Origin of the sequence: Xanthomonas sp. WCS2018Noco2-27, from assembly GCF_031843525.1 — a bacterium.
Lineage (GTDB): Bacteria > Pseudomonadota > Gammaproteobacteria > Xanthomonadales > Xanthomonadaceae > Xanthomonas.
Genome location: NZ_JAVTIK010000001.1, coordinates 218,806 through 240,016, shown reverse-complemented (window position 1 = coordinate 240,016; position 21,211 = coordinate 218,806). Strand labels below are relative to the sequence as shown.

Genomic DNA, 21,211 nt, shown 5'->3' with positions numbered 1-21,211 from the left:
CCAGCGATCCCAGCGCGATGATTGGATATGCGATATCTGATCGTCAGCCGGTCGCCAGGCGTCGGTCCGGCGCCAGGCCACCCCAGCGCGACTATGCATAGACGCTTATATCCGCAAGCCACAGATCATGAGAGGCCGTTCGCTGGGTAAGACGGCGTCGCCGAAGCTGCGGCCTGACGCACCATGCCGACACAAGCACTCGCCGCGCCTGCCATACGTGTCGGCCGATTCTTCAGTAGCGCTGCATCACTGACCGGCACGCTCATCCGCGTCGGTGGGAATCATCCCTGTTCCAGCCAGCATTCCTTCGACGCGGGCACGCACGTAGGTCGCATCGTCGGGCTCGGCGCTGCGCAGTACCGCTTCGGTGCGCGCCTGGAAATCCGATAGTCGAAATCCGCATCTTCATCTGCAGGCAGCTGCGGCAGTCCGTTCTGCAACGCATCGAGGCGCGTCGCCAGCTCTTCGCGTTTAGGCATAACAGGCTCCGACTCACAGCCGATACGGTTGCCACAAGGCCGTCAACAACGCACCAAGCCTTGCCATGCAACGCTTCATTTTCCTACCCGCTACAGCGGCAATTGCATGCTCAACTTTCGCGCAACCCGGCCGATAATGATGCCGACTCCGACAGAACCTTGCCTGTGATCCTTCACCTGCGGCGGGATTTCCGCCTCGGCATCGTCAAGATGCTTGGGCCAATCACCGCGCTGTTGCTTTGCCTCTATGCGGTGTACCTGGCCATGACCGGCCAGGCGATTGCGTGCCTCATCACTGCAGCGCTGGGTCTGCTGGCGATCTGGCGCGGCTGGCAAATGCGCGCGGCAGAACGCACGGGCGCTGGCGGTGTCTGGTTGGCATCGATCAATGTCGCCGGCTGCCTGGTGGCCTGCTGGACCGGGGGCGACGGCGCCCTACCCTGGCTGTTTCCGGTGCTGGCGACCAATTATTTTCTGTGCGGGCCGCAACGCGCGGTGTTGCTGAGCCTGCCGTTGATGGTGGCATTGTTGTTCTTGCCCGGCTTGATCGTCAGCCCCGGCCAGGGCGTGTCGACCGTGGTGGTGACGCTGGTGACGTTGGCGGTGGGGTATTCGTTCTCACTGCGCATGCAGGACGACCGCGTGCACCTGGAAGAGCTGGCGTCGCTGGATGCGCTGACCGGCTTGCCCAACCGACGCATGCTCGAACGCGCACTGACCCATCAGATCGATCAGCGCCAACCGCAGGAGCGGCTCAACAGCCTGATCATTCTGGACCTGGACCATTTCAAAGAGGTCAACGATCTGTACGGGCATGCCGCAGGCGATGCCGCGCTGTCGGATCTGGCGACCATTTTGCGCTACGAAGTGCGCGAGCCGCATCAGGTGTTCCGTTTCGGCGGCGAAGAATTCGTGGTGTTGCTGCGCGCCGGCTCATCGGCGGAACTGGAAGCGGCCACCGAGCGCTTGCGCAAGGTGATCCGTAATGGGTTGCGTGGCCCGGGAGGGCGCATCACGGTCTCGCTGGGAGCTGCGCGCCACGATGGCGAAACGCACTGGCAAGACTGGTTTTCGCGTGCAGATGCGGCACTGTATCTGGCCAAAAACAGCGGCCGCGACAGCGTACGGGTTGCCGACTGAGCACCGCGCCGCTGGCTGGCTAGATCGCGACATCGAACACGACGATTACGATCTTCTGCTAGACGGGGCGACCCAACGGCCGCCCCGTCCATCGTTCAACGATCGACCACCGCCACCGGTGCGGCGGGCGCTTCACCCTGCTTCCAGCCGCCCAGCGCCTTGTACACACCGACCACGCCGACATTGACTGCCGCCTCGGCCTGCGCCAACGCATCATCTGCCGCCAGCTGGGTGCGCTGTGCATCCAGCAAGGTCAGGAAGTCTTCCGACCCCTCGCGGTAACGGATCTGCGCGAGCTGCTCGGCACGTCGCGCGGCATTGGCCTGGTCCACCACGATCGCCAGACGCGCCTGCTGCCGGCCGTAGCCGATCAAGGCGTTTTCAGTGTCTTCCAACGCCAGCAACACCGTTTGCTGGTACTGCGCCAATGCACCGTCGGCCTGGGCCTTGCTGGCACGCAGGCGTGCACGCACGGTACCGAAGTCGAACGCAGCCCAGCTGATCGACGGGGTGATCGACCAGGCCTTTGCATTGCCCTGGGTCAACCTGGCCGCATCGCCGGACAGAAAGCCGACAAAGCCGCTCACGCTGATGCGCGGGAACAGATCGGCGGTGGCCACGCCGACCTGCGCGGTGGCTGCGGCCAGACGGCGCTCGGCGCTACGCACGTCCGGGCGCTGACGCAGCAATCCGGCCGTATCGCCCAGCGGCAACGGGCGCGCAAACGCCGGCATGCTGCGTGCGACCAGGGTGGCGTCCAGCGCATTCGGCTGCTGGCCGAGCAACACGGCAAGACGGTGCCGGTATTGCGCCTCGGCGGTTTCCAGCAACGGAATATCCGCTTCGATGGCCTTCAAACGCGCCAGGCTGCTCTGCACATCCAGCTCGCTGCCGGCGCCCAGGTCCCAACGCGTCTGCGTCAGCTTCTGGGTATCACGCAGATTGGTCAGGGTGCGCTTGGAGACATCGAGCTGCTTCTGAGTGCCGCGCAATTCAAAGTAATTGCGCGCCACTTCGGCTGCAACCGTGACCTGCACGTCCAGCAGGTTGGCCTGCTCGGCGTCGAGATCGGCGCGCGCCGCTTCCGAGGCACGGCGCTGACGGCCGAACAGATCCAGCTCCCAGGCCGCATCCAGGCCCAGGGTGGTCTGTTCGGTGAGAAAGCGCTGATTGCCGGCGATCACCTGCTGCTGCTCGCGTCGATCGAAGCTGCTCTGCGCAGTGATATGCGGGGCCTGATCGAGACGACGCTCCACAAACACCGCACGTGCCTGCTTCACCCGCGACACCGCGATGCGCAGATCGTGATTGGCGAACAACGCATCGCGCACCAGTTGCTCCAGCACCGGGTCGTCGAACTGCGACCACCAGTTGCCGACAGGGGATTCAGCGCTGAAAGACGCATCCTGCGCGCCCTGCAGCGTGACCGAGGCGGGCGGGTCGGGCCGGTAATCCGGCCCCACCGCGCAACCGCTGAGCACCAGCGCAGCCAGCGCCGCGCCGAGCAATGTCCTTACCATGGCAAGGTGTCTCCCAGGTGGGTGTAGCTGCCGGTGGGGCCGTGCGCATCGATCAATGCCATCTGCACGCTGCTGTGTGCGCCCTGCTCGATGTCGATCTCGCCCTCACCACCGTTCATGTCGGTTTTGACGTAGCCCGGATGGATGGCGTTGACCTTGATCGAGGTGTCGCGCAGCTCGTAGGCCAGATGCACGGTCCAGCTGTTCAAGGCGCTCTTGGAGGCGTTGTAGGCAGGCACCTTGAAGGTGTAGATCGGCGAGCTGGGGTCGCTATGCAGCGTCAGCGAGCCGAGAACGCTGGACACGTTGACGATACGGCCGGCCAGCGAACGCTGCAGCAGCGGCAGGAACGCCTTGGTCACGCCGACCACCGCAAACAGATTGGTGTCGAAGGTGCGCTTCCAGGTGTCCAGGCTTTGCTCGGACGGCTTGCGCTGGATGTCGTCGATCATGATGCCGGCGTTGTTGACCAGGATGTCCAGATGGCCGTGACGCTCCTTCACCGTGCCGACTGCCGCAGCGATGCTGATGTCGTCATTGACGTCCAGTTGAATCGCTTCCACCGGCAGGCCTTCGGCCTGCAGATTGAGTGCAGCGGCCACTGCGTCGTCGCGCTTGCGACCGGCCAGCAGCGTGTGCACGCCGGCCTGTGCGAGTTGACGAACGGTTTCCAGGCCGATGCCGCGGGTGGCGCCGGTGACCAGTGCGATCTTGGTGTTGCTCATGTGGTGAATCCTCTTCAATTGGGGGAAGTGATTGGCTTACGCCTTGACCGTGTCATGCGAAACGGCGGCCGGTGCAGCGGGCCCGCGACGGGTCACCCACTTGCGCAGCGCCACGTAGAACACGGGGGTCAGGAACAGGCCGAACAAGGTCACGCCCAGCATGCCGGCGAACACGGTGATACCGGTGACCGAGCGCACTTCGGCGCCGGCGCCATGGCCGAACACCAGCGGCACGGTGCCGGCGATGAAGGCGATGGAGGTCATCACGATCGGGCGCAGACGCAGGCGGCAGGCTTCCAGCGCGGCCTCGACAATGCCCTTGCCGTGCATCTCCAGCTCGCGGGCGAATTCCACGATCAGGATCGCGTTCTTGCACGCCAGGCCCATCAACACCACCAGGCCTACCTGCACGAACACGTTGTTGTCGCCGCCGGTGAGCCACACACCGAACAACGCAGACAGCAAGGTCATCGGCACGATCAGGATCACCGCCAGCGGCAGGGTCCAGCTTTCGTACAACGCGGCCAGCACCAGGAACGCCAGCAACACCGCCATCGGGAACACGATCAATGCCGAGTTGCCCTGCGTGGACTGCTGATAACTCAGGTCGGTCCATTCGATGTTCATGCCGTTGGGCAATACCTTCGGTGCCATGCCGGCCAGCGTGTGCATCGCCTCGGTGGACGACAGCACGCGCGGGTCCGCTTCACCGATCAGATCGGCAGCCGGGTAGCCGTTGTAGCGGATCACCGGATCCGGGCCGTAGGTCTGGCCCAGCGTGACCATGCTGCCGATCGGCACCATTTGGCCGTTGGCATTGCGGGTGCGCAGGTTGGCAATGTCTTCGACGCTGTCGCGGAACTGTCCATCGGCCTGGGCGATCACCTGATAGGTGCGACCGAAGCGATTGAAGTCGTTGATGTACGACGAGCCCAGGTAGGTCTGCAGCGTGTCGAACAGATTGGTCAGCGGCACGCCCTGCGCTTTGGCCTTGTCGCGGTCGACCTTGGCATCGAGCTGCGGCACGTTGGCCTGGTAGGTACCGATCGGGAACTGCATGCCCGGCGTTTGTGCGATCGCACCGGACATCGCATTCACCGCACTCTGCAACTGGCCATAGCCCAGACCTGCACGGTCCTGGATATACAGCGAGTAGCCCGAGCCCTGGCCCAGACCCAGAATCGGCGGCGGCATGAAGGCGAACGCAAAGCCCTGCTGGATCTGGCTGATACGTGCGTTGATTTCCGCATTGATCTGCGCGGCGGTACGGGTGCGCTGACTGAACGGCTTGAGCGTCAGAAACACTGTGCCGGTATTGGGCGTGTTGGTGAACTGCAGCGGATTCAAACCCGGGAACGCAATCGCGTGGTCCACGCCTTCGGTCTGCAGCGCGATCTGGGTGATCTGACGGATCACCTCATTGGTGCGCTCCAGCGAAGCGCCTTCCGGCAGCTTGGTACCGGCGATCAGGTACAGCTTGTCCTGGGTCGGAATGAAGCCGCCCGGCACGATCTTGAACATGAAACCGGTGCCGACCAGCAGCAGCAGATACACCATGAACACCGCGCCACGCTTGCCCAGCGCACGCGACACCGCGCCCTGATACTTGTGCGAACTGCTGTTGAAGAAGCGGTTGAACGGACGGAACAGCCAACCGAACAAGCGATCGATCAACCGCGACGGGCCGTCCTTCGGCGCGTCGTGCGCCTTGAGTAGCATGGCTGCCAGCGCCGGCGACAAGGTCAGCGAGTTGATCGCCGAAATCACCGTGGAAATGGCGATGGTCACCGCGAACTGCTTGTAGAACTGGCCGGTCACGCCCGACAGGAACGCCATCGGCACGAACACTGCGCACAGCACCAGCGCGATGGCGATGATGGGCCCGGACACTTCGCGCATCGCCTGATGCGCCGCTGCCAGCGGGGTAAGTCCTTCTTCGATATTGCGCTCGACGTTTTCCACCACCACGATCGCATCGTCGACCACAATGCCGATCGCCAACACCAGGCCGAACAGGCTCAAGGTATTGATCGAGAACCCCAGCAGATACAGCGCCGCGAACGTGCCCACCACCGACACCGGCACCGCCAGCAACGGAATGATCGAAGCGCGCCAGGTCTGCAGGAACAGGATCACCACCAGCACCACCAGCAGCACCGCTTCCAGCAGCGTGTGCACCACCGCGCTGATCGAGTCGCGCACGAACACGGTGGGGTCATACGCTGCCGACCAGGCCATGTCCTGCGGGAACTGCTTTTCCAGCTCGGCCATCTTGGCGCGCACGGCGTCCGACAATTCGATCGCATTGGCACCGGGCGACTGGAACACGCCCATGCCCACCGCGTTCTGGTTGTCCAGCTGAGAACGCAAGGTGTAGTTGCCGGCGCCCAGCTCCAGACGCGCCACGTCGCTCAAGCGCACGATCTCGCCGCTGTTGCCGCTGCGGATCACGATGTTGCCGAACTCTTCTTCGGTGGTCAGGCGGCCCTGCGCATTGATCGAGAGCAGGAAGTCGCTCTTGTTCGGCATCGGCTCGGCGCCGAGCTGGCCGGCGGAGACCTGCACGTTCTGCTCGCGGATCGCAGCGACCACGTCGCTGGCGGTAAGCCCGCGCGCGGCCACCTTGTCCGGATTCAGCCAGATACGCATGGCGTAGTCACCCGAACCGAAGATCTGGATCTGGCCCACGCCAGGCAGACGCGACAGCTCGTCCTTGACCTTCAAGGTGGCGTAATTGCTCAGGTACAGCGAGTTGTACTTGCCCTTGGGCGAGGTGAGATGCACCACCATGGTCAGCGTCGGCGACTGCTTCTGGGTGGTCACACCCTGCCGGCGCACGTCTTCGGGCAGACGCGCCTGCGCCTGGCTGACACGGTTCTGCACCTGCACCTGTGCCTGGTCCGGATCGGTGCCGGGCTTGAAGGTCACGGTGACCACCAGCACGCCGTCCGAGCCAGCCACCGACTTCATGTACATCATGTTTTCGACGCCGTTGATCGCTTCTTCAAGCGGCGTGGCGACGGTCTCGGCAATGACCTTGGGGTTGGCGCCCGGATACACCGCACGCACCTGCACGCTCGGCGGTACCACTTCGGGGTATTCGCTGATGGGCAGCAGCGGCATGGCGATCAGGCCGGCCGCGAAGATGATGATCGACAGCACCGCGGCAAAGATCGGCCGGTCGATGAAAAAACGGGAAAAGTCCATTGGGGTGGTCCTGAAAGAGGTTGCCGCCGGGTGGCGGCGCGGCACAGCGGCCCCGATCCGGTCTGGGTGTCAGGCCGGTGGTCGAAGCGCGATGCAGCGATGAATCAGTTCGACGCGGTGCGTTTGTCCGATGCGGCGGCCATGGCCACGGCCTTGGCATCGACCGGCATGCCGGGCATGAAGATCTTCTGCACGCCATCGACCACGACGCGGTCGCCCGCGGCCAGACCCTTGCGCACGATGCGCAGCCCATCGGCGCTGCGACCGAGTTCCACGTCGCGGCGCTGCGCCTTGCCATCCTTGTCGACCACGTACACGTACTTGCGGTCCTGGTCGGTCAACACGGCTTTTTCGTCGACCAGCATGGCCTTGAACTGGCCGCTGCCCAGCAACTGCACGTGCGCATACAGGCCCGGCGTGAACTGCCGCTGCGCGTTGTCGAGCACGGCACGCACCCGAATGGTGCCGGTGCTGCGGGTCACCTGGTTATCCAGGAAATCCACGCGCCCGGCGTGCGGGAAGCCCTGCTCGCCAACCAGGCCGATGCGCACCGGCAACTCGCCGCCGCGTTCGTCCGGACGCTCGCCGTTGCGGGCCATCTGCGAGTAGCGCAGGAAGGTGCCTTCGTCGGCATCGAAGTAGACGAACACCTTGTCCAGCGACACCAGCGTGGTCAGCACGCTGGCGCTGTCGCCGGCGGTGACCAGGTTGCCGGCGGTGACCATCGCACGCCCGGCACGGCCGTCGATCGGCGCACGCACACGGCTCCAGTCCAGATTGAGCTTGGCGGTGTCCACTGCCGCTTGTGCGGCCAGCAGATCGGCATCGGCCTGATCGGCGGCGGCGCGACGCTGCTCCCAGATTTCGGTGGAAATGGCCTGCTGGTCGGAGAGTTTGCGCGCACGTGCCGCTTCGCTGCGCGCCAGCGTGGCCTGGGTGCGGGCCCGCACCATCGCTGCGTTGGCGCGGGCGAAATCGGCGCGGTAGCTACGGTCGTCGATGCTGAAGAGCACATCGCCCTTCTTCACTTCGGCGCCTTCGGTGTAATTCACCTTGTCGATGTAGCCGGACACGCGCGGGCGCAATTCGACGCTTTGCACCGCCTCGATGCGGCCGCTGAATTCGTCCCACTGGCTGATCTCTTTCATCAGCACCGGCGCGACGCTGACGCTGGGCGGCGGCGGCGCGCCGGTCTGCGCGGCACCGCCGCCGCAGGCGGCAAGCACGACCGCGAGCACGGCGCCCGTCAGAACAGTACGCATTGGAAAACGGAACGGGGTGGCGTTCGGGGTCATGGAGAGATCTCTCGAGTGGGGATGGGCAAATGCAGACCGGCCAGCCGGTCCACCGACGGCGCGGTAGAAAGACGACGACTGACGGTCACGATGGGTTGTCCGGGCTGGCCAGGCCCGGCGATGAGCGAGACGGCGGCGCGGCCGACATCCACGGCGCGAATCCATTCCGGGCACGCATCCTTGGCACGGCCCGGCGTGCACACCGGTTGTTCGACCGAGAGCAGATGCACACGCACGCCCAGCGGTTTGGCTTCTTCATGCAGCACCTGGGCGAGCATGCGGATGGCGGCGGCGGCCACCGAACTGTCGCCGTGCGCCGCCCAGGCGCGCAGCGCGCACGGGCTGCCCAGCAATAGATAGCGGCCGCCGCCGTCGGCTTCGGCCAGCAGCGGCAGCAGGTGACGTGCCGCCGCCAGATGCGGCAGCACGTCGCGCTCCAGGCGCCGACGCAGCGCCGTCACCGGCCGATCCAGCAAGCGCCCGGCCTTCCGCGGGCTGCCCAGGCTGGCGATCACTGCGCCCAACGGGCGCGGCCGCTGCGCCAGCTCGGTGGCCAGCGCCTGTGCCGAGGCGTCATCGGCCACCGAGCCTTGCAGGGTCTCCAGCAGCGGGGCATTGCCATGCTGCGCGCGTAGCGCGTCGAGCTTGGCGGCATCGCGTCCAATCACCAGCACCGGCATGCCGGCGTCGAGCAACGCGGTGACGATCCCGCTACCAACGTTGCCCGCACCGCCGATTACGACGGTTTCGGATTGGACCATCCCGATCATGGGACTTTCACTCCCGACATCGGGACAATTCCGCGCTGTGCCCAGCGCGCCTGCAGTCCAGTCCGCTGCATGGGCGCACCGCCAGCCTGCCGCTTGGGCGAAGCGGAAAAGCCACGTGAAACGCTGGCACGCGGGCTTCTTGCCGAGGAAACCACCGGATCGAAAGCGCTTTCAATAGCGCTGCGGGCGTTAGAGGACAAGCCGAAGACATCGCACAACCACATGGCCGTGCTCCTGCATGGAGGGGATGCCGCATAAGCTAGGCCTGAAAGTAGCACTTGATTAGTCCGGATTTAGGGGAATAATCGTCCCGCAAGCGGTCCAATCCCTCCTGACCCCCGGAAGGCAGTCCCATGACACACGATCTCAACGACACCCTGATCTTCGTCAAGGTGGTCGAACAAGGCAGTTTCATTGCTGCCGCCAACGCGCTTGGCCTGCCCAAGACCACCGTCAGCCGCAAGGTGCAGGAACTGGAAACGCGCCTGGGTGCGCGCCTGCTGCACCGGACCACGCGGCGCATCGGCCTGACCGAAGCCGGCTCGGTGTATCACGAACATTGCCAGCGCATCGCCCGCGAACTGGAAGAAGCCGAAAGCGCAGTGGGGCAATTGCAGTCCGGCCCGCGCGGCTGGCTGCGGTTTACCGTGCCGTATTCGCTGGGCATTACCTGGATCGCGCCATTGCTGGGCGAATTCCATGCGCAATACCCGGAAATCCAGCTGGATATGCATCTGGGCAACGAGAAGCTGGACCTGATCGGCGGCGAAGCCGATCTGGCATTGCGCGTCGGTGCCCTGCCCGATTCGAACCTGGTCGCACGCAAGCTTGGCAGCCTGCGCACGCAGGTGTTTGCCAGCCCGTCGTATATCGAACGCTATGGCGAGCCGCTGCATCCGGACGAGCTGCAATTCCATCGCACGCTGGCATTGCGCAAGAACCGCAACGTGCACAACAACCGCTTTTTCTGGTCGCTTAGCGATGGCAGCGATGTGCGCGATTTTCCGGTCAATCCATTGATGGTGGCCAATGACCCGGCCGCGCTCAACGGTGCGGTGTTATGCGGCGAAGGGTTGCTGCTGACCGGCGATGTGATGGCCAAACCGTTCGTGCAATCGGGCCTGGTGCGTCGCGTACTCGCTGGCTGGACCGGGCCGGAAGTGGATTTCAACGCAGTGTTTGCCGGCGGCCGCCTGGTGTCGCCAAAAGTGCGCGCGTTCGTGGATTTTCTGGTGACGCGGATGAACTTCGACGCGGATTACATGATGGCCCAGTGCCCGGCACGGTTGGCTGCGCAAAAGGCCAACAGCGAGGCGGAAGTGGAAGTGGAAGTTGAAGCCGAACGTGCGGAAGGCAAGCGCATTCTGGAACACGTGACTGCGTGATTGCGTGCTTGAGTCGCGCGCGTTAGTCGAGTGGGCTTAGTTACTCGAGTGCGCTTAGATGGATCCTGCTCCCGTCGGGAGAAGCTGCGCGACGGGCGGATGCGGGTACGTGCGCAGGTAGAACTGGCAACATCACGCCGCGCTTTCGCTTGAAATTTCTGGTTCGACATAAAAAAGCAGGCCGCTCTCGCGGCCTGCTTCAGGACTTCTGCGCTGGCGAGGAATCACCAGCGCACACTTCACAGGTACAACGTACTCAACGCATGCCGGTGTTGCTGGCAGCGCCTTCCGCACGCAGCGGAATCAAGCGGATTTCCACGCGGCGGTTCTGCGCGCGACCGGCGTCGGTGCTGTTGTCGGCGATCGGGTAGCGCTTGCCGGCACCCATGGTTTCCATGCGTTCGCGCTGCACGCCCTGAGCGGTCAGATACTGCGCCACGGCGCCGGCACGCTCTTCGGACAGACGCTGATTCACCGCATCGCTGCCGACGCTGTCGGTATGACCCACCACTTCCACCATGGTCTGGTTGTACTCGCGCAGCGTGGAGGCAACGCCATTGAGCGCGCTGTAGAACTGCGGCTTCAACGCAGACTTGCCGAAGTCGAAGGTGATGCCGTCTGGCAGATTCAAGGTGATGTTGTCGCCCTGGCGCTGCACGTCGATACCGGTGTTGGCGGTGCGCTCACGCAGCGCGCGTTCCTGCCGATCCTGGTACTGGCCAACCGCCGCGCCGCTCAGTGCACCGATACCAGCACCGACCATGGCGTGCTGACGACGCTCGGTAGCACTGTCGCCGGTGAGCAGGCCCGCAGCCACACCGATCGCGGTGCCGATCAGCGCATTGCGGCCGGTGCGGTTCTGCTGTTGGGTCTGGTCGCCATATTGATCGCGCTGCACATACGAGCCGCCGGTAGCGCAGGCGGACAGCGCGATGGCGCTGACCAGGGCAACGGCGAGACTCTTGGTGGCTGCTGGGGACATGGTGTTCTCCTGTGGCCGGAACATCCGGCACTCAATCGTGGTGGCGAGGATAAACAGGCCAACGCGACTGGCGCATGATGAAAATGGCCATGGATGACGTGCGGATAGCCGTCCATTCAGGAAAACGTTTTCGGTGGCCATATGCGAAAACAAGACGAAAACTGCAGCTGCCTGCGTTGCTAGGCGACCGCATCGAAGACGCGTTGGGCGTTGCGACGTGCCTGCACTGCAGGCGCACACGCACATGCCGCAGCACACGCGCCGCAGTCAGCCCCGCGTCTTTGCATAGGCGGCCAACGCCGCATCGCGCCCTTCTGCAAGACCAATGATCGGTGTGCGCGGATACTCCGGTGCGAAGCGTGCGAGCGACAACGGATGCAGCCAAGGGGCGAAGCGTTCCTTCACCGCGAGCTTGCCGAGTTCGGGCACCCAGCGCGTGATGTAGGTGGCCTGCGGATCGAATTTTTCTGCCTGCGTGACCGGGTTGAACACGCGGAAGTACGGCGCGGCATCGGCACCGGTGCCGGCCACCCATTGCCAGCCCATGGTGTTGTTGGCCAGGTCCGCATCCACCAACGTGTCCCAGAACCAGCGCGCGCCTTCGATCCAGTGCACGCGCAAGTGCTTGCACAGCAGACTGGCCACGATCATGCGCACACGGTTGTGCATCCAGCCGGTGTGCCAGAGCTGACGCATGCCTGCATCGACGATTGGAATGCCGGTGCGACCGCGTTGCCAGGCCTGCAATGCGACCGGATCGACCTTGGCCCAGTCGAACCCTTCGAAGCGCGGATTGAGATTCTGGTTGGTGGTGTCCGGGAAGTGATGCAGCAGGTGATAGGCAAAATCGCGCCAACCCAGCTGGCGGATGTAGCCATCGATCTCGGCACCATTGCGTGCATTGCGATGCGCTTCCAGCGTGCTGGCAATCCGCCACGGGGCGATCTCGCCGAAATGCAGATGCGGCGACAGTTGCGAAGTACCGACGCGATCGGGACGGTCGCGGTTTTCGCGATACCCGTTGAGCGCACCATCGATGAAGATCTCCAGCATTTCATGCGCACCGGCCTCGCCGGGCTGCCAGTGCTCCCAGAATCCTTGGTCCCAGTTCAAGCGCGGCAGCAACTCCAGCGACTCCAGCGCAACGGTTTTCAACTTCGCCGGCAACGGCGGCAAACTGCGCGGCGCCGGCACCGCAGTGGGCAGCTGCAACTGGGTCAGCGCGTTGCGCCAGAACGGGGTAAAAACCTTGTACGGGCCGCCCTGTTGCGTCGACAACTGCCAGGGCTCCAACAGCAACGCGGAATTGCAGCTTTGCACCTCAATGCCGCGCTCACGCAGGCTGCGCTTGATCTGCGCATCGCGCGGCTGGGTGGCCGGTTCGTATTTGCGGTTCCAATACACCGCCACTGCGCCGCTCTGCGCGATCACCTCGTCCAGCACCTGCGCACTGTTACCGGCACGGATGACCAAGCCGCTCCCCAACGCACGCAGCGCGTTGTCCAGCGCCGCAAGCGAGCGATGTCGCCAGCTGCGCGAAGCCGCGCCAGGCAACCACTCGCCTTCTTCGTGCGGTGCGTCGATGTAGAGCGGAATCGGGTCATGCCCGGCATCCAGCGCGGCACGCAGGGCCGGGTTGTCCTGCAGACGCAGATCGCGACGGAACCAGACGATGGCGTATGACATGCGAACTCGGCAGCGGCGGTGAGGCTGCGCAGCATAAGCCAGCGCACGCAACGATGGCGCGATGCCCGGCCCACTCCGACATGCGGGTCGTCCGCCGGCAGCACACGTTGCGCGGCAGTGGATCGCTCACGCGTGACCGCAGCGACATCGATATCGCCGCGCGCGCTCATGGATGGAGGCGCAAGCGTTGCCGCGCCAGTGCCGTTCAACCGCCGCCCACGACCGCAGGCAGCGCTGGCAAGGCACTTACTCGAAGCTGCCCACCGAGTCGTGCGACAGATTGTCGAAGCGGGTGTATTCGCCGAAGAACTTGAGCTTGCACGAGCCGGTCGGTCCGCCACGGTGCTTGCCGATGATGATCTCGGCCAGGCCCTTATCCGGCGAATTTTCCTTGTTGTAGTAATCGTCGCGGTAGATGAAGACGATCATGTCGGCGTCCTGCTCGATTGCGCCGGATTCGCGCAAGTCGGCCATCACCGGGCGCTTGTCGGTACGGGTTTCCAGCGAGCGGTTGAGCTGCGACAGCGCAATCACCGGCACATTGAGTTCCTTGGCCAGGCCCTTGAGACCACGCGAGATTTCCGAAATTTCGGTCGCGCGGTTTTCACTGTTGCCCGGCACCGACATCAGCTGCAGGTAGTCGATGACGATCAGGCCAAGATCGTGTTCGCGCTTGAGCCGGCGGCACTTGGAACGCAGCACTTCCGGCGACACGCCTGGCGTATCGTCGATGAAGATCTTGGTTTCTTTCAGCATCTTGATCGCGCCGGTCACGCGCGCCCAATCCTCGTCTTCCAGCGCGCCGGTACGCAGACGCTGCGCATTGATGCGACCGTTGGAGGAGATCAGACGCATCGCCAACTGCGAGGCCGACATTTCCATCGAAAATACCGCCACGCCCTTCTTGGACTTGATCGCAGCGTATTCGGCGATGTTCAGCGCCAGCGTGGTCTTGCCCATCGCCGGACGCGCGGCCAGGATGATCAGATCGGTCGGCTGCAGGCCGGCGGTCATCGCATCGAAGTCGGTGTAGCCGGTCGGCAGGCCGGTGATGTTGCCGCCGTTTTCGAACCGGTTGCGCAGCTCTTCGAACGCGTCCTTCAATGCGCCCGGCATCGCCACGAAATCGGTGCGCCCGCGCGCGCCTGCTTCGGCGATCTTGAACACCGCTTTTTCCGCCGATGCCAGCAGCTCCACGCTCTCGCGTCCTTCCGGCTGAAAGCCATCGTTGACGATGGTGGTGCCCACTTCGATGAGCTGCCGCAGCACGGCCTTGTCGCGCACGATTTCCGCGTACGCGGCGATATTGGCGGCCGACGGCGTGGTGCTGGCCAGCTCGATCAGATACGCGCCATCGCCCACCTGCTCCAGCTTGCCCTGCGACTCGAACCACTCGCCCAGCGTCACCGCGTCGAACGGACGGTCTTTCTCGTTCAACTCGCGAATCGCGCGGTAGATCAGCCGGTGATCGCGCCGGTAAAAATCGTTGTCGGTGAGCTGGTCGTTGACCCGATCGAACGCTTCCGGTGCCAGCATCAGCCCGCCAAGCACAGCCTGTTCGGCTTCGACCGAATGCGGCGGCACGCGCAACTGGTCCAGACGCGGCTCGGGACGATCGTAATCGTCGTCGTCGCGATCACGATTGCGCTTGGAACGGAAACCAGGACGAGCGGACATGGACGAACAAACCTGACGCGGGGAGACGAGGGCAGGAAGCATAGTCATCGACGGCGCCGACGACCATGCACAACTCTGTGGATAACTGGTGGACAGCCAGTGCATCACCCTTGTACGCGAGCGCTGTCGCAGCAGCCGCGACCCTTGCCCTGCCTGGCTTTCAGCACCCTGGCTAGGCTGCCCGGCGAGCTCACACCCGCCGCGACAACGCTGTGATCAACTCAATACTTGAGGTGCGCGACCAGGCCCAGAAACGCATCGACAAAGCTCTGCAGGAATTTGCGGCTGTCGGCATTGGCGATCTGATCGTCGGGGCCGAACAGGCCGTCCTTGTACTGCAGGAAGACCTCCGGCTGGCCCAGCACATGCATGTTCAGATAGGCCAGCACATTGCGCAGATGCTGCTGTGCAGTCGCAGTACCGATCGCGCCGACCGAGATACCGACCACCGCTGCCGGCTTGCCGCTAAACGCGCTGTCGCCGTAAGGACGCGAGCCGGTGTCGATGGCGTTCTTGAGCACGCCGGGAATCGAACGGTTGTACTCGGGCGTGACGAACAACACCGCATCGGCCGCGCGGATCTGCTGCTTTAGCCGCGTGCCCTCGGCCGGGTAGTCGCCGTCGTGGTCCTGGTTGTACAGCGGGATATCGCCGATTTCCACATACTCGAACACGGCCTTGTCGCCGGCCAGATGCTCCAGTGCGCGCGCCAGCTGACGGTTGTACGACTCTGCGCGCAGGCTGCCGACCAGGACGGCAATAGTGATCTTGCTCATGGGGGATGCTCCGTGGAATCAGGGCCCCACCCTACCCAGCCCCATGCTCAGAGCTGGTGAAACGCCGCCCGGCACCGGCAGCTCAACCGTCGGCGCACGCATCGACGGCGCGCGGATCACGAGGATTTCGCCTGCAAGGCGCTGACGCACCGCTCCTACCCGGCCGGATGTTCGAGCCGCGGCGCCCAGCGTCACACTCCACGCGGGCGCAGCAACGCCATTTCCCGCACCTAGGGACGGTTGATCGCCACGATCACGATCAGCGCGCCATCGCCGCGCGTTGCTCGCGCCAGTGCGCCTGCCAGGCCTGGAACATCAACACCGTCCACAGGTGCGTATGCCATTTGCGTTCGCCACCGTTGAAGTCGCGCCATAGCCCGGCCACGGTGTCGGCGGCAAACACGCCCTCGCGCTCCAACGTGCCGTGCGCCAGCAGATCGTCCGCCCAGCCATTCAAATCGCCGCGCAGCCAGGCACTGACCGGCGCGCCGAAGCCGCGCTTGCCGCGGTAGACCATCGGGTCGGGCAGATAGCGGCACAGCACGCGCTTAAGCAGGTATTTGCTGACGCCGTCGCGGTACTTGAGCGAGAGCGGCAGCGACCAGGCGAATTCAGCCACGCGCCAGTCCAGCAGTGGTGCGCGCGCTTCCAGCCCCACCGCCATGGTGGTGCGGTCGACCTTGCACAACAGGTCGTCGGGCAGATACGCGGCGAAATCGGCCAGCATCATCGCGTCGGCCGGCGTGCCGGAGCCGTGCAGCGGGTCGGCAAGGCTGTAGAAACTGTCTGGCTCGGTGGCGCCCAGCACCACTGCGGCCGGGTCGCGCCAGCGCGAAATGCGATTGCGATAGATGTCGCCGATGCCGCGCGCGCCGGCCTCGGCCACCAGCGCGGCCAGCCCGCCGGTACGCGAGGATTCGCCATTGCTGCGCGCCGCCACCGCCATCAGGCGGCGCAACGGGCCAGGCACCAGGCCGTGCATGCGCCAGTTGCGCAGCGCACGCTGATAGCGGCCATAGCCGAAGAACAATTCATCGCCGCCATCGCCGGACAGCGCCACGGTCACGCCGCCGCGTGCCAGGCGTGCCACCAGCGCGGTCGGCACCTGCGACGCATCGGCGAAGGGCTCGTCGAACATGTCCGGCAAGGTCGGCACCACCGCCAGTGCATCGGCGCCGCTGACGTACAGCTCGGTGTGGTCGGTATGCAGATGCGTGGCCACTTCGCGCGCCAGCGGCGCTTCATCGTGATGCGAACCTTCAAAGCCGATGCTGAAGGTGTGCACCGGCTGGCTGCTTTGCGCCTGCATCATCGCGGTGACGATGGACGAGTCGGTGCCGCCGGACAAAAACACGCCCACGGGCACGTCGGCCACCATGCGTAGCGCCACCGCATCGCGCAGCACGCCATCGAGTTGTTCCTCGGCCTGCGCATCGGTGCCGGTAAATGGCGCTGCCAGAGCGCGCTGCATCGCTTCGCGCGCATTCCAGAACGGCTGTTGCGCCTGATCGGGACGGTGCGCGGCCGCACCTGCCGCCACGGTCTGCGCATCCATCCGCAACACGCGGCCGGGCATCAGCTTGAAGGTGCGCTCGTGGATGCAGGCAGGCGCCGGGATGTAGCCCAGCCGCAGCAGCAAGGTCAGCGCGTCGCGATCGACCCCGTTGTCGAAATCCGGGTGCTGCCATAGCGCCTTGAGTTCGGAACCGAACACCAGCGTGTCGCCGGCCCAGCCGTAGTACAGCGGCTTCTTGCCGACGCGGTCGCGCGCCAGGAACAGGCAGTTGTCGCGCTCGTCCCACAGTGCGATGGCGAACATGCCATTGCAGCGGGTCAAGGTGTCGTCCAGCCCCCATTCCACCACCGCTGCCAGCAACACTTCGGTATCGGAATGCCCGCGGAAGCGATGCCCGAGCGCAGCCAGTGCGGCACGCAGTTGCGCAAAGTTGTAGACCTCGCCGTTGTAGGCCAGCACATAGCGGCCGTCGGCCGAACGCATCGGCTGATGGCCCAGCGGCGACAGATCCAGAATGCTCAGCCGCTGGTGCGCCAGTGCCACCCCGGCCTGCGCATCGCACCAGGTACCTGCATCGTCCGGGCCGCGATGACGCAAGGCCGCACCCATCGGTCGCACCAGCGCGTCGAGCTGCTCGCCATGCAGACGCGGCGACGCCAGCAGCATTCCTGCCAATCCGCACATGCTCAGCGCTCCTGCCGACTCATGCCGCCACCGCCGCAGGTGCGGGCATCGGCACGAAGCCCGACAGCGCCCGCACGCGTTGCAGCCAGGCACCGATCGCCGGCCAGCGCTCCAGATCGAAGCCGCCGTCCTCGGCGCAATGCGTGTACGCAAATAGCGCGATGTCGGCGATGCCGTAGTCGCTCCCGGTAAACCAGGCGTGCTGCTGCAGATGCTGCTCCATCACCGCCAGCGCCTGGTCGCCGCGCACGCGCAGCTGCGGCAATTCGGCGCGGCGCGCGGCATCGCGCGGGGTCCACAGGCTGATGAAGCGCGCCACCGCCAGATACGGTTCGTGGCTGTATTGCTCGAAGAACATCCAGCTCAGCGCCTGCGCACGTTGCCACGCATCGGTGGGCAGGTACGGCGTGCCTTCAGCCAGCCAGAACAGGATCGCGTTGGATTCGGTCAGCACGCGGCCGTCGTCGCGCTCCACCATCGGCACCTTGCCGTTGGGATTCTTGGCCAGGTACTCGGGCGTGCGGGTCTGCCCCGCCACGCTGTCTACTTCGACCCAGTGATAACGGCTACCCAGCTGCTCCAGCAGCAGACGCACCTTGTAGCAGTTGCCGGAACTGGACATGCCATGCACGGTCAACGGGGGACGCACGGTCGACATCAAGCTGGCTCCGCGACAACGACGAGGGGGCTGGCAGTGTCACAGCCCCGTGCGCCTTTGCAAAGCCCTTTGCACGCATCGGCAGCGGCCTGCTGCCACCGGTGCGTGCACTGCAATCGCCAGTCGGACTGCAACAGCGATGGCCCATCTCACCCCGTCGCCACGATCGCCACCGGTACGCCCAGCACAGCGATCACCACACCCAGCAGCGACAGCGTCAACGCCCAGGCACCGAAGGCGCGCGCGCGTCCGCACCCGGTGGCACCGGCAACGGCCTGCACCGAGCACACCGACCACCACAGGCCGCCGAGCATCAACAGCAGCACGCACATCGACAACTGCGCCATGCCGGCCGGATCGCTGGCACCGCTCTGCAGCAGGGCCGGCTTGCCCTTGAGCGCAACCAGCCCGGCGAGCACGCACACCAGCCATGGCAGGACGCTGCCCGCCATTGCCGGCAGCAGCCACGCGACCTGCGCCGCGCTACCCATCCAGCGCAACAACTGTTTGAGCAGCACGCAGCCCAGCACCAGCACCGCGCCCACGGCCAGAGCACCGGCCAGCTGCATCCACCATGGCAGCGCATGCAGCCACATCCACGCCGATACCAGCGTGGTCACGGCAAACACCGCCCAGGCACTGCGGCGCAGCCCGACCTGCTGCGGCATGCGCTGCGCCGTGCCGTGCGGGTCGAACAACAGGCCGCCCAACCCACCGCCACGCCACCAGGCCAGGCAACCCAGCACCAGCACGATCAAGGCCAGCAACCCGACCAGCGGATAGCTCAGCGCCCGCCAATCGGTCGGTTGCTTGCGCCGCTGCGGCTTGAGGTCGTGATTGAAGTACAGCAGGTCGCGCGCACGCTCCATATCGGCCGCCGCACGCGCCACCCCGTTAGCGGGAATGCGGTCGGCGAAGCGCTGCCATTCGCCGACAATTTCAATGCGCCCATCGCGCATCGCAATCGTGCGCGAGAAGCGGAACCAGGGGTTGCTCACGCTCTGCGTGTCTGCATCCACTTTCGTCACCGGGTCGCTCTGCACGCGCACGGTCTGCCGCGCCAGCTGCGGCCCGCGTAGCACCAACGGGCTCTTGCGCGCCTCCTTGGGCAAGCTATCCATCCAGTCGCCGAGCTGAAACAGCGGAAAACCCACTTCATCGCCTTCTGCCACCGGCCATTCCAGCCGATAGGTTTCGTGCGTGCGCACATTCAATGCATCGCTATCGTCGATGGTCGGCGCATCGACCTGTGTCAGCGCGGTGTAGTACTGCTGCATGAACTCCAGATAGCGCTCGCCCATCGCTTGCGCGCCATCGTTTTCGAAACTCGATGTCACCCGCTCACCGCGTCCCTGCCGATACGTGGTGTCCACGCTGAAAGTGGCGACGCGCTGCGGTTTGCGCAGCGAAATCGCGATGTCTTCGATGACCTCCACCTGCGGCAAGGTCGGCATCGGTGCCGGCACGTCGACCAGGGCGTCCTGCCCGGCCAGGACCGGCAATCCACGTACGAACGGCAGCGGCCGACGCTGCGCAAGCGGGCCGTCCTCGCGGTCGCGCGTGGCGTCCACCCACACATCGCCCTGCGGCAGATGTGCGCGCACCACCACATGGTCGAAGGCGTAGGGGCTGGGCAGGCGCTTGTCCAGTGCGGCGCCCTTGTCGCTGCTGACCAGCACCGGTTCGGCGCGGATGCCGGCCAGCTGCAACAACGCAATCAGCAAGGTCGCCTTGTCCTTGCAGTCGCCGTAGCGGTTGCGCAACGTCACTTCCGGTGCATGCGGCGCGTGCGAGTTTTCGCCCATGTCCAGGCCGACGTAGCGGATCTCGCCCTGCACGAAGGCCACCGCGCGCAACAACGCGCCCTGCGCATCGTCGCTGTGCAGCCGCAGGCTCTGCCTCATGCTGGCGGCCACCTGCGCATCCTTGAACGCATCCGGATACAACTGCGCGGCCCATGCGGCCACATTCGCCCAGTTGCCGGCAGTGGACACTTCGATCACACCATACGGGTCCACATCGTCGGGAGCGCCTTTTTCCTCCTGCACCGCGGCGATATTGCTTGCCCCGATGTTCAACAGCGTGACCCCATCGGCACTGCTGACATTGCGGCTGAAGCCTGGCGCGCTGATGCGCCACTGCAAGGCCATGTCGGCGGGATAACGCACACGAATCCGGCGTTCGCCCAGCGGCACGCCGTAGCGCGCATCGAAGATGTCGTAATAGCCCTTGCCGAACACCGGGTTGCTGCCGGTGATGGTCACCCCGTAATCCACCCGGTCGCCGACGCGCAGGTCCGGCAAGGTGATCGACAGCGTCAGTGCGCCATCGATCAAGCCTTCTTCCAGGCCGCTTTCGCGGCGCAGCTTGGCGTAATGCGCGCGGCTACGCATGTCGATGCGCTGGCCCGCGCGCCAGACATCCAGGCTGTTGAGCTGCAACGTCTGATACTGCGGCTGGTAGTCGATGGAGATCTGCCCGGCCTCGTCCAGACTCTTGGCCCGCTGCACCGTATAACTCAGACGCCGATACGCGCGTGCCGCAGGTCCGGTCAGATCGACCTGATCGGAGACCAGTTCATAGCGCAATCCGCTCGCGCCCGGCACGCTGTCGGGCACCGCATCGGCGACCACCCATGCCGGTGCCGGCGCCATGCTCGGCGCCTCGTTTGCCTGCGCCGGTGCGATCGCGATTGCGGCAATCGCGCAGAT

Annotated in this window: 15 protein-coding genes and 1 pseudogene; 2 read left to right on the top strand and 14 right to left on the bottom strand. The window is 65.0% G+C overall.

What is annotated here, in order from left to right; genetic code table 11:
- Nucleotides 1-246 precede the first annotated feature (246 nt).
- Nucleotides 247-550: pseudogene (locus tag RQH86_RS01035) on the bottom strand (hypothetical protein).
- A gap of 94 nt (nt 551-644) precedes the next feature.
- Here RQH86_RS01035 and RQH86_RS01030 point away from each other — a divergent pair.
- Nucleotides 645-1,619 carry a GGDEF domain-containing protein gene (locus RQH86_RS01030; RefSeq protein WP_115562068.1) on the top strand — a complete coding sequence of 325 codons (975 nt, stop codon included), beginning with the start codon at nt 645-647 and terminating at the stop codon, nt 1,617-1,619.
- A 95-nt stretch (nt 1,620-1,714) separates the two neighbouring features.
- Here RQH86_RS01030 and RQH86_RS01025 read toward each other — a convergent pair whose 3' ends face one another.
- The 6 genes from RQH86_RS01025 to RQH86_RS01000 form a co-directional block, all read right to left on the bottom strand.
- Entirely contained in the window at nt 1,715-3,139 is a 1,425-nt protein-coding gene (locus RQH86_RS01025) for an efflux transporter outer membrane subunit (RefSeq protein WP_055844938.1), read from the bottom strand.
- Nucleotides 3,133-3,864 carry an SDR family oxidoreductase gene (locus tag RQH86_RS01020; protein ID WP_311240082.1) on the bottom strand — a complete coding sequence of 244 codons (732 nt, stop codon included), beginning with the start codon at nt 3,862-3,864 and terminating at the stop codon, nt 3,133-3,135. Before RQH86_RS01020 ends, RQH86_RS01025 begins: the two co-directional genes overlap by 7 nt.
- A gap of 36 nt (nt 3,865-3,900) precedes the next feature.
- Nucleotides 3,901-7,071, bottom strand: a complete 3,171-nt coding sequence (locus RQH86_RS01015; protein ID WP_055844944.1) for an efflux RND transporter permease subunit — start codon at nt 7,069-7,071, stop codon at nt 3,901-3,903.
- Between the two features lie 104 nt (nt 7,072-7,175).
- Complete coding sequence (locus tag RQH86_RS01010; protein ID WP_055844946.1) at nt 7,176-8,366, bottom strand: efflux RND transporter periplasmic adaptor subunit; 1,191 nt, start codon at nt 8,364-8,366, stop codon at nt 7,176-7,178.
- Nucleotides 8,363-9,136: an SDR family NAD(P)-dependent oxidoreductase gene (locus tag RQH86_RS01005; protein WP_311240455.1), complete on the bottom strand. Its 774-nt coding sequence runs from the start codon at nt 9,134-9,136 to the stop codon at nt 8,363-8,365. Before RQH86_RS01005 ends, RQH86_RS01010 begins: the two co-directional genes overlap by 4 nt.
- Nucleotides 9,133-9,360: a hypothetical protein gene (locus RQH86_RS01000; protein WP_115512094.1), complete on the bottom strand. Its 228-nt coding sequence runs from the start codon at nt 9,358-9,360 to the stop codon at nt 9,133-9,135. The genes RQH86_RS01005 and RQH86_RS01000 overlap by 4 nt, the downstream gene beginning before the upstream one ends.
- Nucleotides 9,361-9,489: 129 nt before the next feature.
- On the opposite strand from RQH86_RS01000, the gene RQH86_RS00995 reads away from it, so the two are divergent.
- Nucleotides 9,490-10,521 (top strand): LysR family transcriptional regulator, encoded by a 1,032-nt coding sequence (locus tag RQH86_RS00995; protein WP_055844956.1) that lies wholly within the window; start codon nt 9,490-9,492, stop codon nt 10,519-10,521.
- 256 nt (nt 10,522-10,777) lie between these two features.
- On the opposite strand, the gene RQH86_RS00990 is transcribed toward RQH86_RS00995, so the two are convergent.
- The 7 genes from RQH86_RS00990 to RQH86_RS00960 all read right to left on the bottom strand — a co-directional run bounded on the left by RQH86_RS00990 (nt 10,778) and on the right by RQH86_RS00960 (nt 21,193).
- Nucleotides 10,778-11,503, bottom strand: coding sequence for an OmpA family protein (locus RQH86_RS00990; protein WP_055844961.1), 726 nt, complete (start codon nt 11,501-11,503; stop codon nt 10,778-10,780).
- Between the two features lie 267 nt (nt 11,504-11,770).
- Complete coding sequence (locus RQH86_RS00985; protein ID WP_311240454.1) at nt 11,771-13,189, bottom strand: deoxyribodipyrimidine photo-lyase; 1,419 nt, start codon at nt 13,187-13,189, stop codon at nt 11,771-11,773.
- A 246-nt stretch (nt 13,190-13,435) separates the two neighbouring features.
- Nucleotides 13,436-14,866, bottom strand: a complete 1,431-nt coding sequence (locus RQH86_RS00980; protein WP_055844967.1) for a replicative DNA helicase — start codon at nt 14,864-14,866, stop codon at nt 13,436-13,438.
- A 221-nt stretch (nt 14,867-15,087) separates the two neighbouring features.
- The gene (locus RQH86_RS00975) at nt 15,088-15,642 is read right to left on the bottom strand and encodes an NADPH-dependent FMN reductase (RefSeq protein ID WP_311240453.1); all 555 of its coding nucleotides are present in this window, start codon (nt 15,640-15,642) and stop codon (nt 15,088-15,090) included.
- Between the two features lie 259 nt (nt 15,643-15,901).
- Entirely contained in the window at nt 15,902-17,842 is a 1,941-nt protein-coding gene (gene asnB / locus RQH86_RS00970) for an asparagine synthase (glutamine-hydrolyzing) (RefSeq protein ID WP_311240452.1), read from the bottom strand.
- A gap of 19 nt (nt 17,843-17,861) precedes the next feature.
- Nucleotides 17,862-18,500, bottom strand: coding sequence for a glutathione S-transferase family protein (locus RQH86_RS00965; RefSeq protein WP_311240451.1), 639 nt, complete (start codon nt 18,498-18,500; stop codon nt 17,862-17,864).
- Nucleotides 18,501-18,649: 149 nt separating this feature from the next.
- On the bottom strand, nt 18,650-21,193 hold the full coding sequence (locus RQH86_RS00960; protein WP_311240456.1) for a DUF3857 domain-containing protein: 2,544 nt from the start codon (nt 21,191-21,193) through the stop codon (nt 18,650-18,652).
- Nucleotides 21,194-21,211: the final 18 nt, after the last annotated feature.

Excerpts from the sequence above, each read along its gene's own strand:
- RQH86_RS01025 (WP_055844938.1), bottom strand. The coding sequence starts at position 3,139 with ATGGTAAGGACATTGCTCGGCGCGGCGCTGGCTGCGCTGGTGCTCAGC.
- RQH86_RS01020 (WP_311240082.1), bottom strand. The coding sequence starts at position 3,864 with ATGAGCAACACCAAGATCGCACTGGTCACCGGCGCCACCCGCGGCATC.
- RQH86_RS01015 (WP_055844944.1), bottom strand. The coding sequence starts at position 7,071 with ATGGACTTTTCCCGTTTTTTCATCGACCGGCCGATCTTTGCCGCGGTG.
- RQH86_RS01010 (WP_055844946.1), bottom strand. The coding sequence starts at position 8,366 with ATGACCCCGAACGCCACCCCGTTCCGTTTTCCAATGCGTACTGTTCTG.
- RQH86_RS01005 (WP_311240455.1), bottom strand. The coding sequence starts at position 9,136 with ATGATCGGGATGGTCCAATCCGAAACCGTCGTAATCGGCGGTGCGGGC.
- RQH86_RS01000 (WP_115512094.1), bottom strand. The coding sequence starts at position 9,360 with ATGTGGTTGTGCGATGTCTTCGGCTTGTCCTCTAACGCCCGCAGCGCT.
- RQH86_RS00995 (WP_055844956.1), top strand. The coding sequence starts at position 9,490 with ATGACACACGATCTCAACGACACCCTGATCTTCGTCAAGGTGGTCGAA.
- RQH86_RS00990 (WP_055844961.1), bottom strand. The coding sequence starts at position 11,503 with ATGTCCCCAGCAGCCACCAAGAGTCTCGCCGTTGCCCTGGTCAGCGCC.
- RQH86_RS00985 (WP_311240454.1), bottom strand. The coding sequence starts at position 13,189 with ATGTCATACGCCATCGTCTGGTTCCGTCGCGATCTGCGTCTGCAGGAC.
- RQH86_RS00980 (WP_055844967.1), bottom strand. The coding sequence starts at position 14,866 with ATGTCCGCTCGTCCTGGTTTCCGTTCCAAGCGCAATCGTGATCGCGAC.
- RQH86_RS00975 (WP_311240453.1), bottom strand. The coding sequence starts at position 15,642 with ATGAGCAAGATCACTATTGCCGTCCTGGTCGGCAGCCTGCGCGCAGAG.
- asnB (WP_311240452.1), bottom strand. The coding sequence starts at position 17,842 with ATGTGCGGATTGGCAGGAATGCTGCTGGCGTCGCCGCGTCTGCATGGC.
- RQH86_RS00965 (WP_311240451.1), bottom strand. The coding sequence starts at position 18,500 with ATGTCGACCGTGCGTCCCCCGTTGACCGTGCATGGCATGTCCAGTTCC.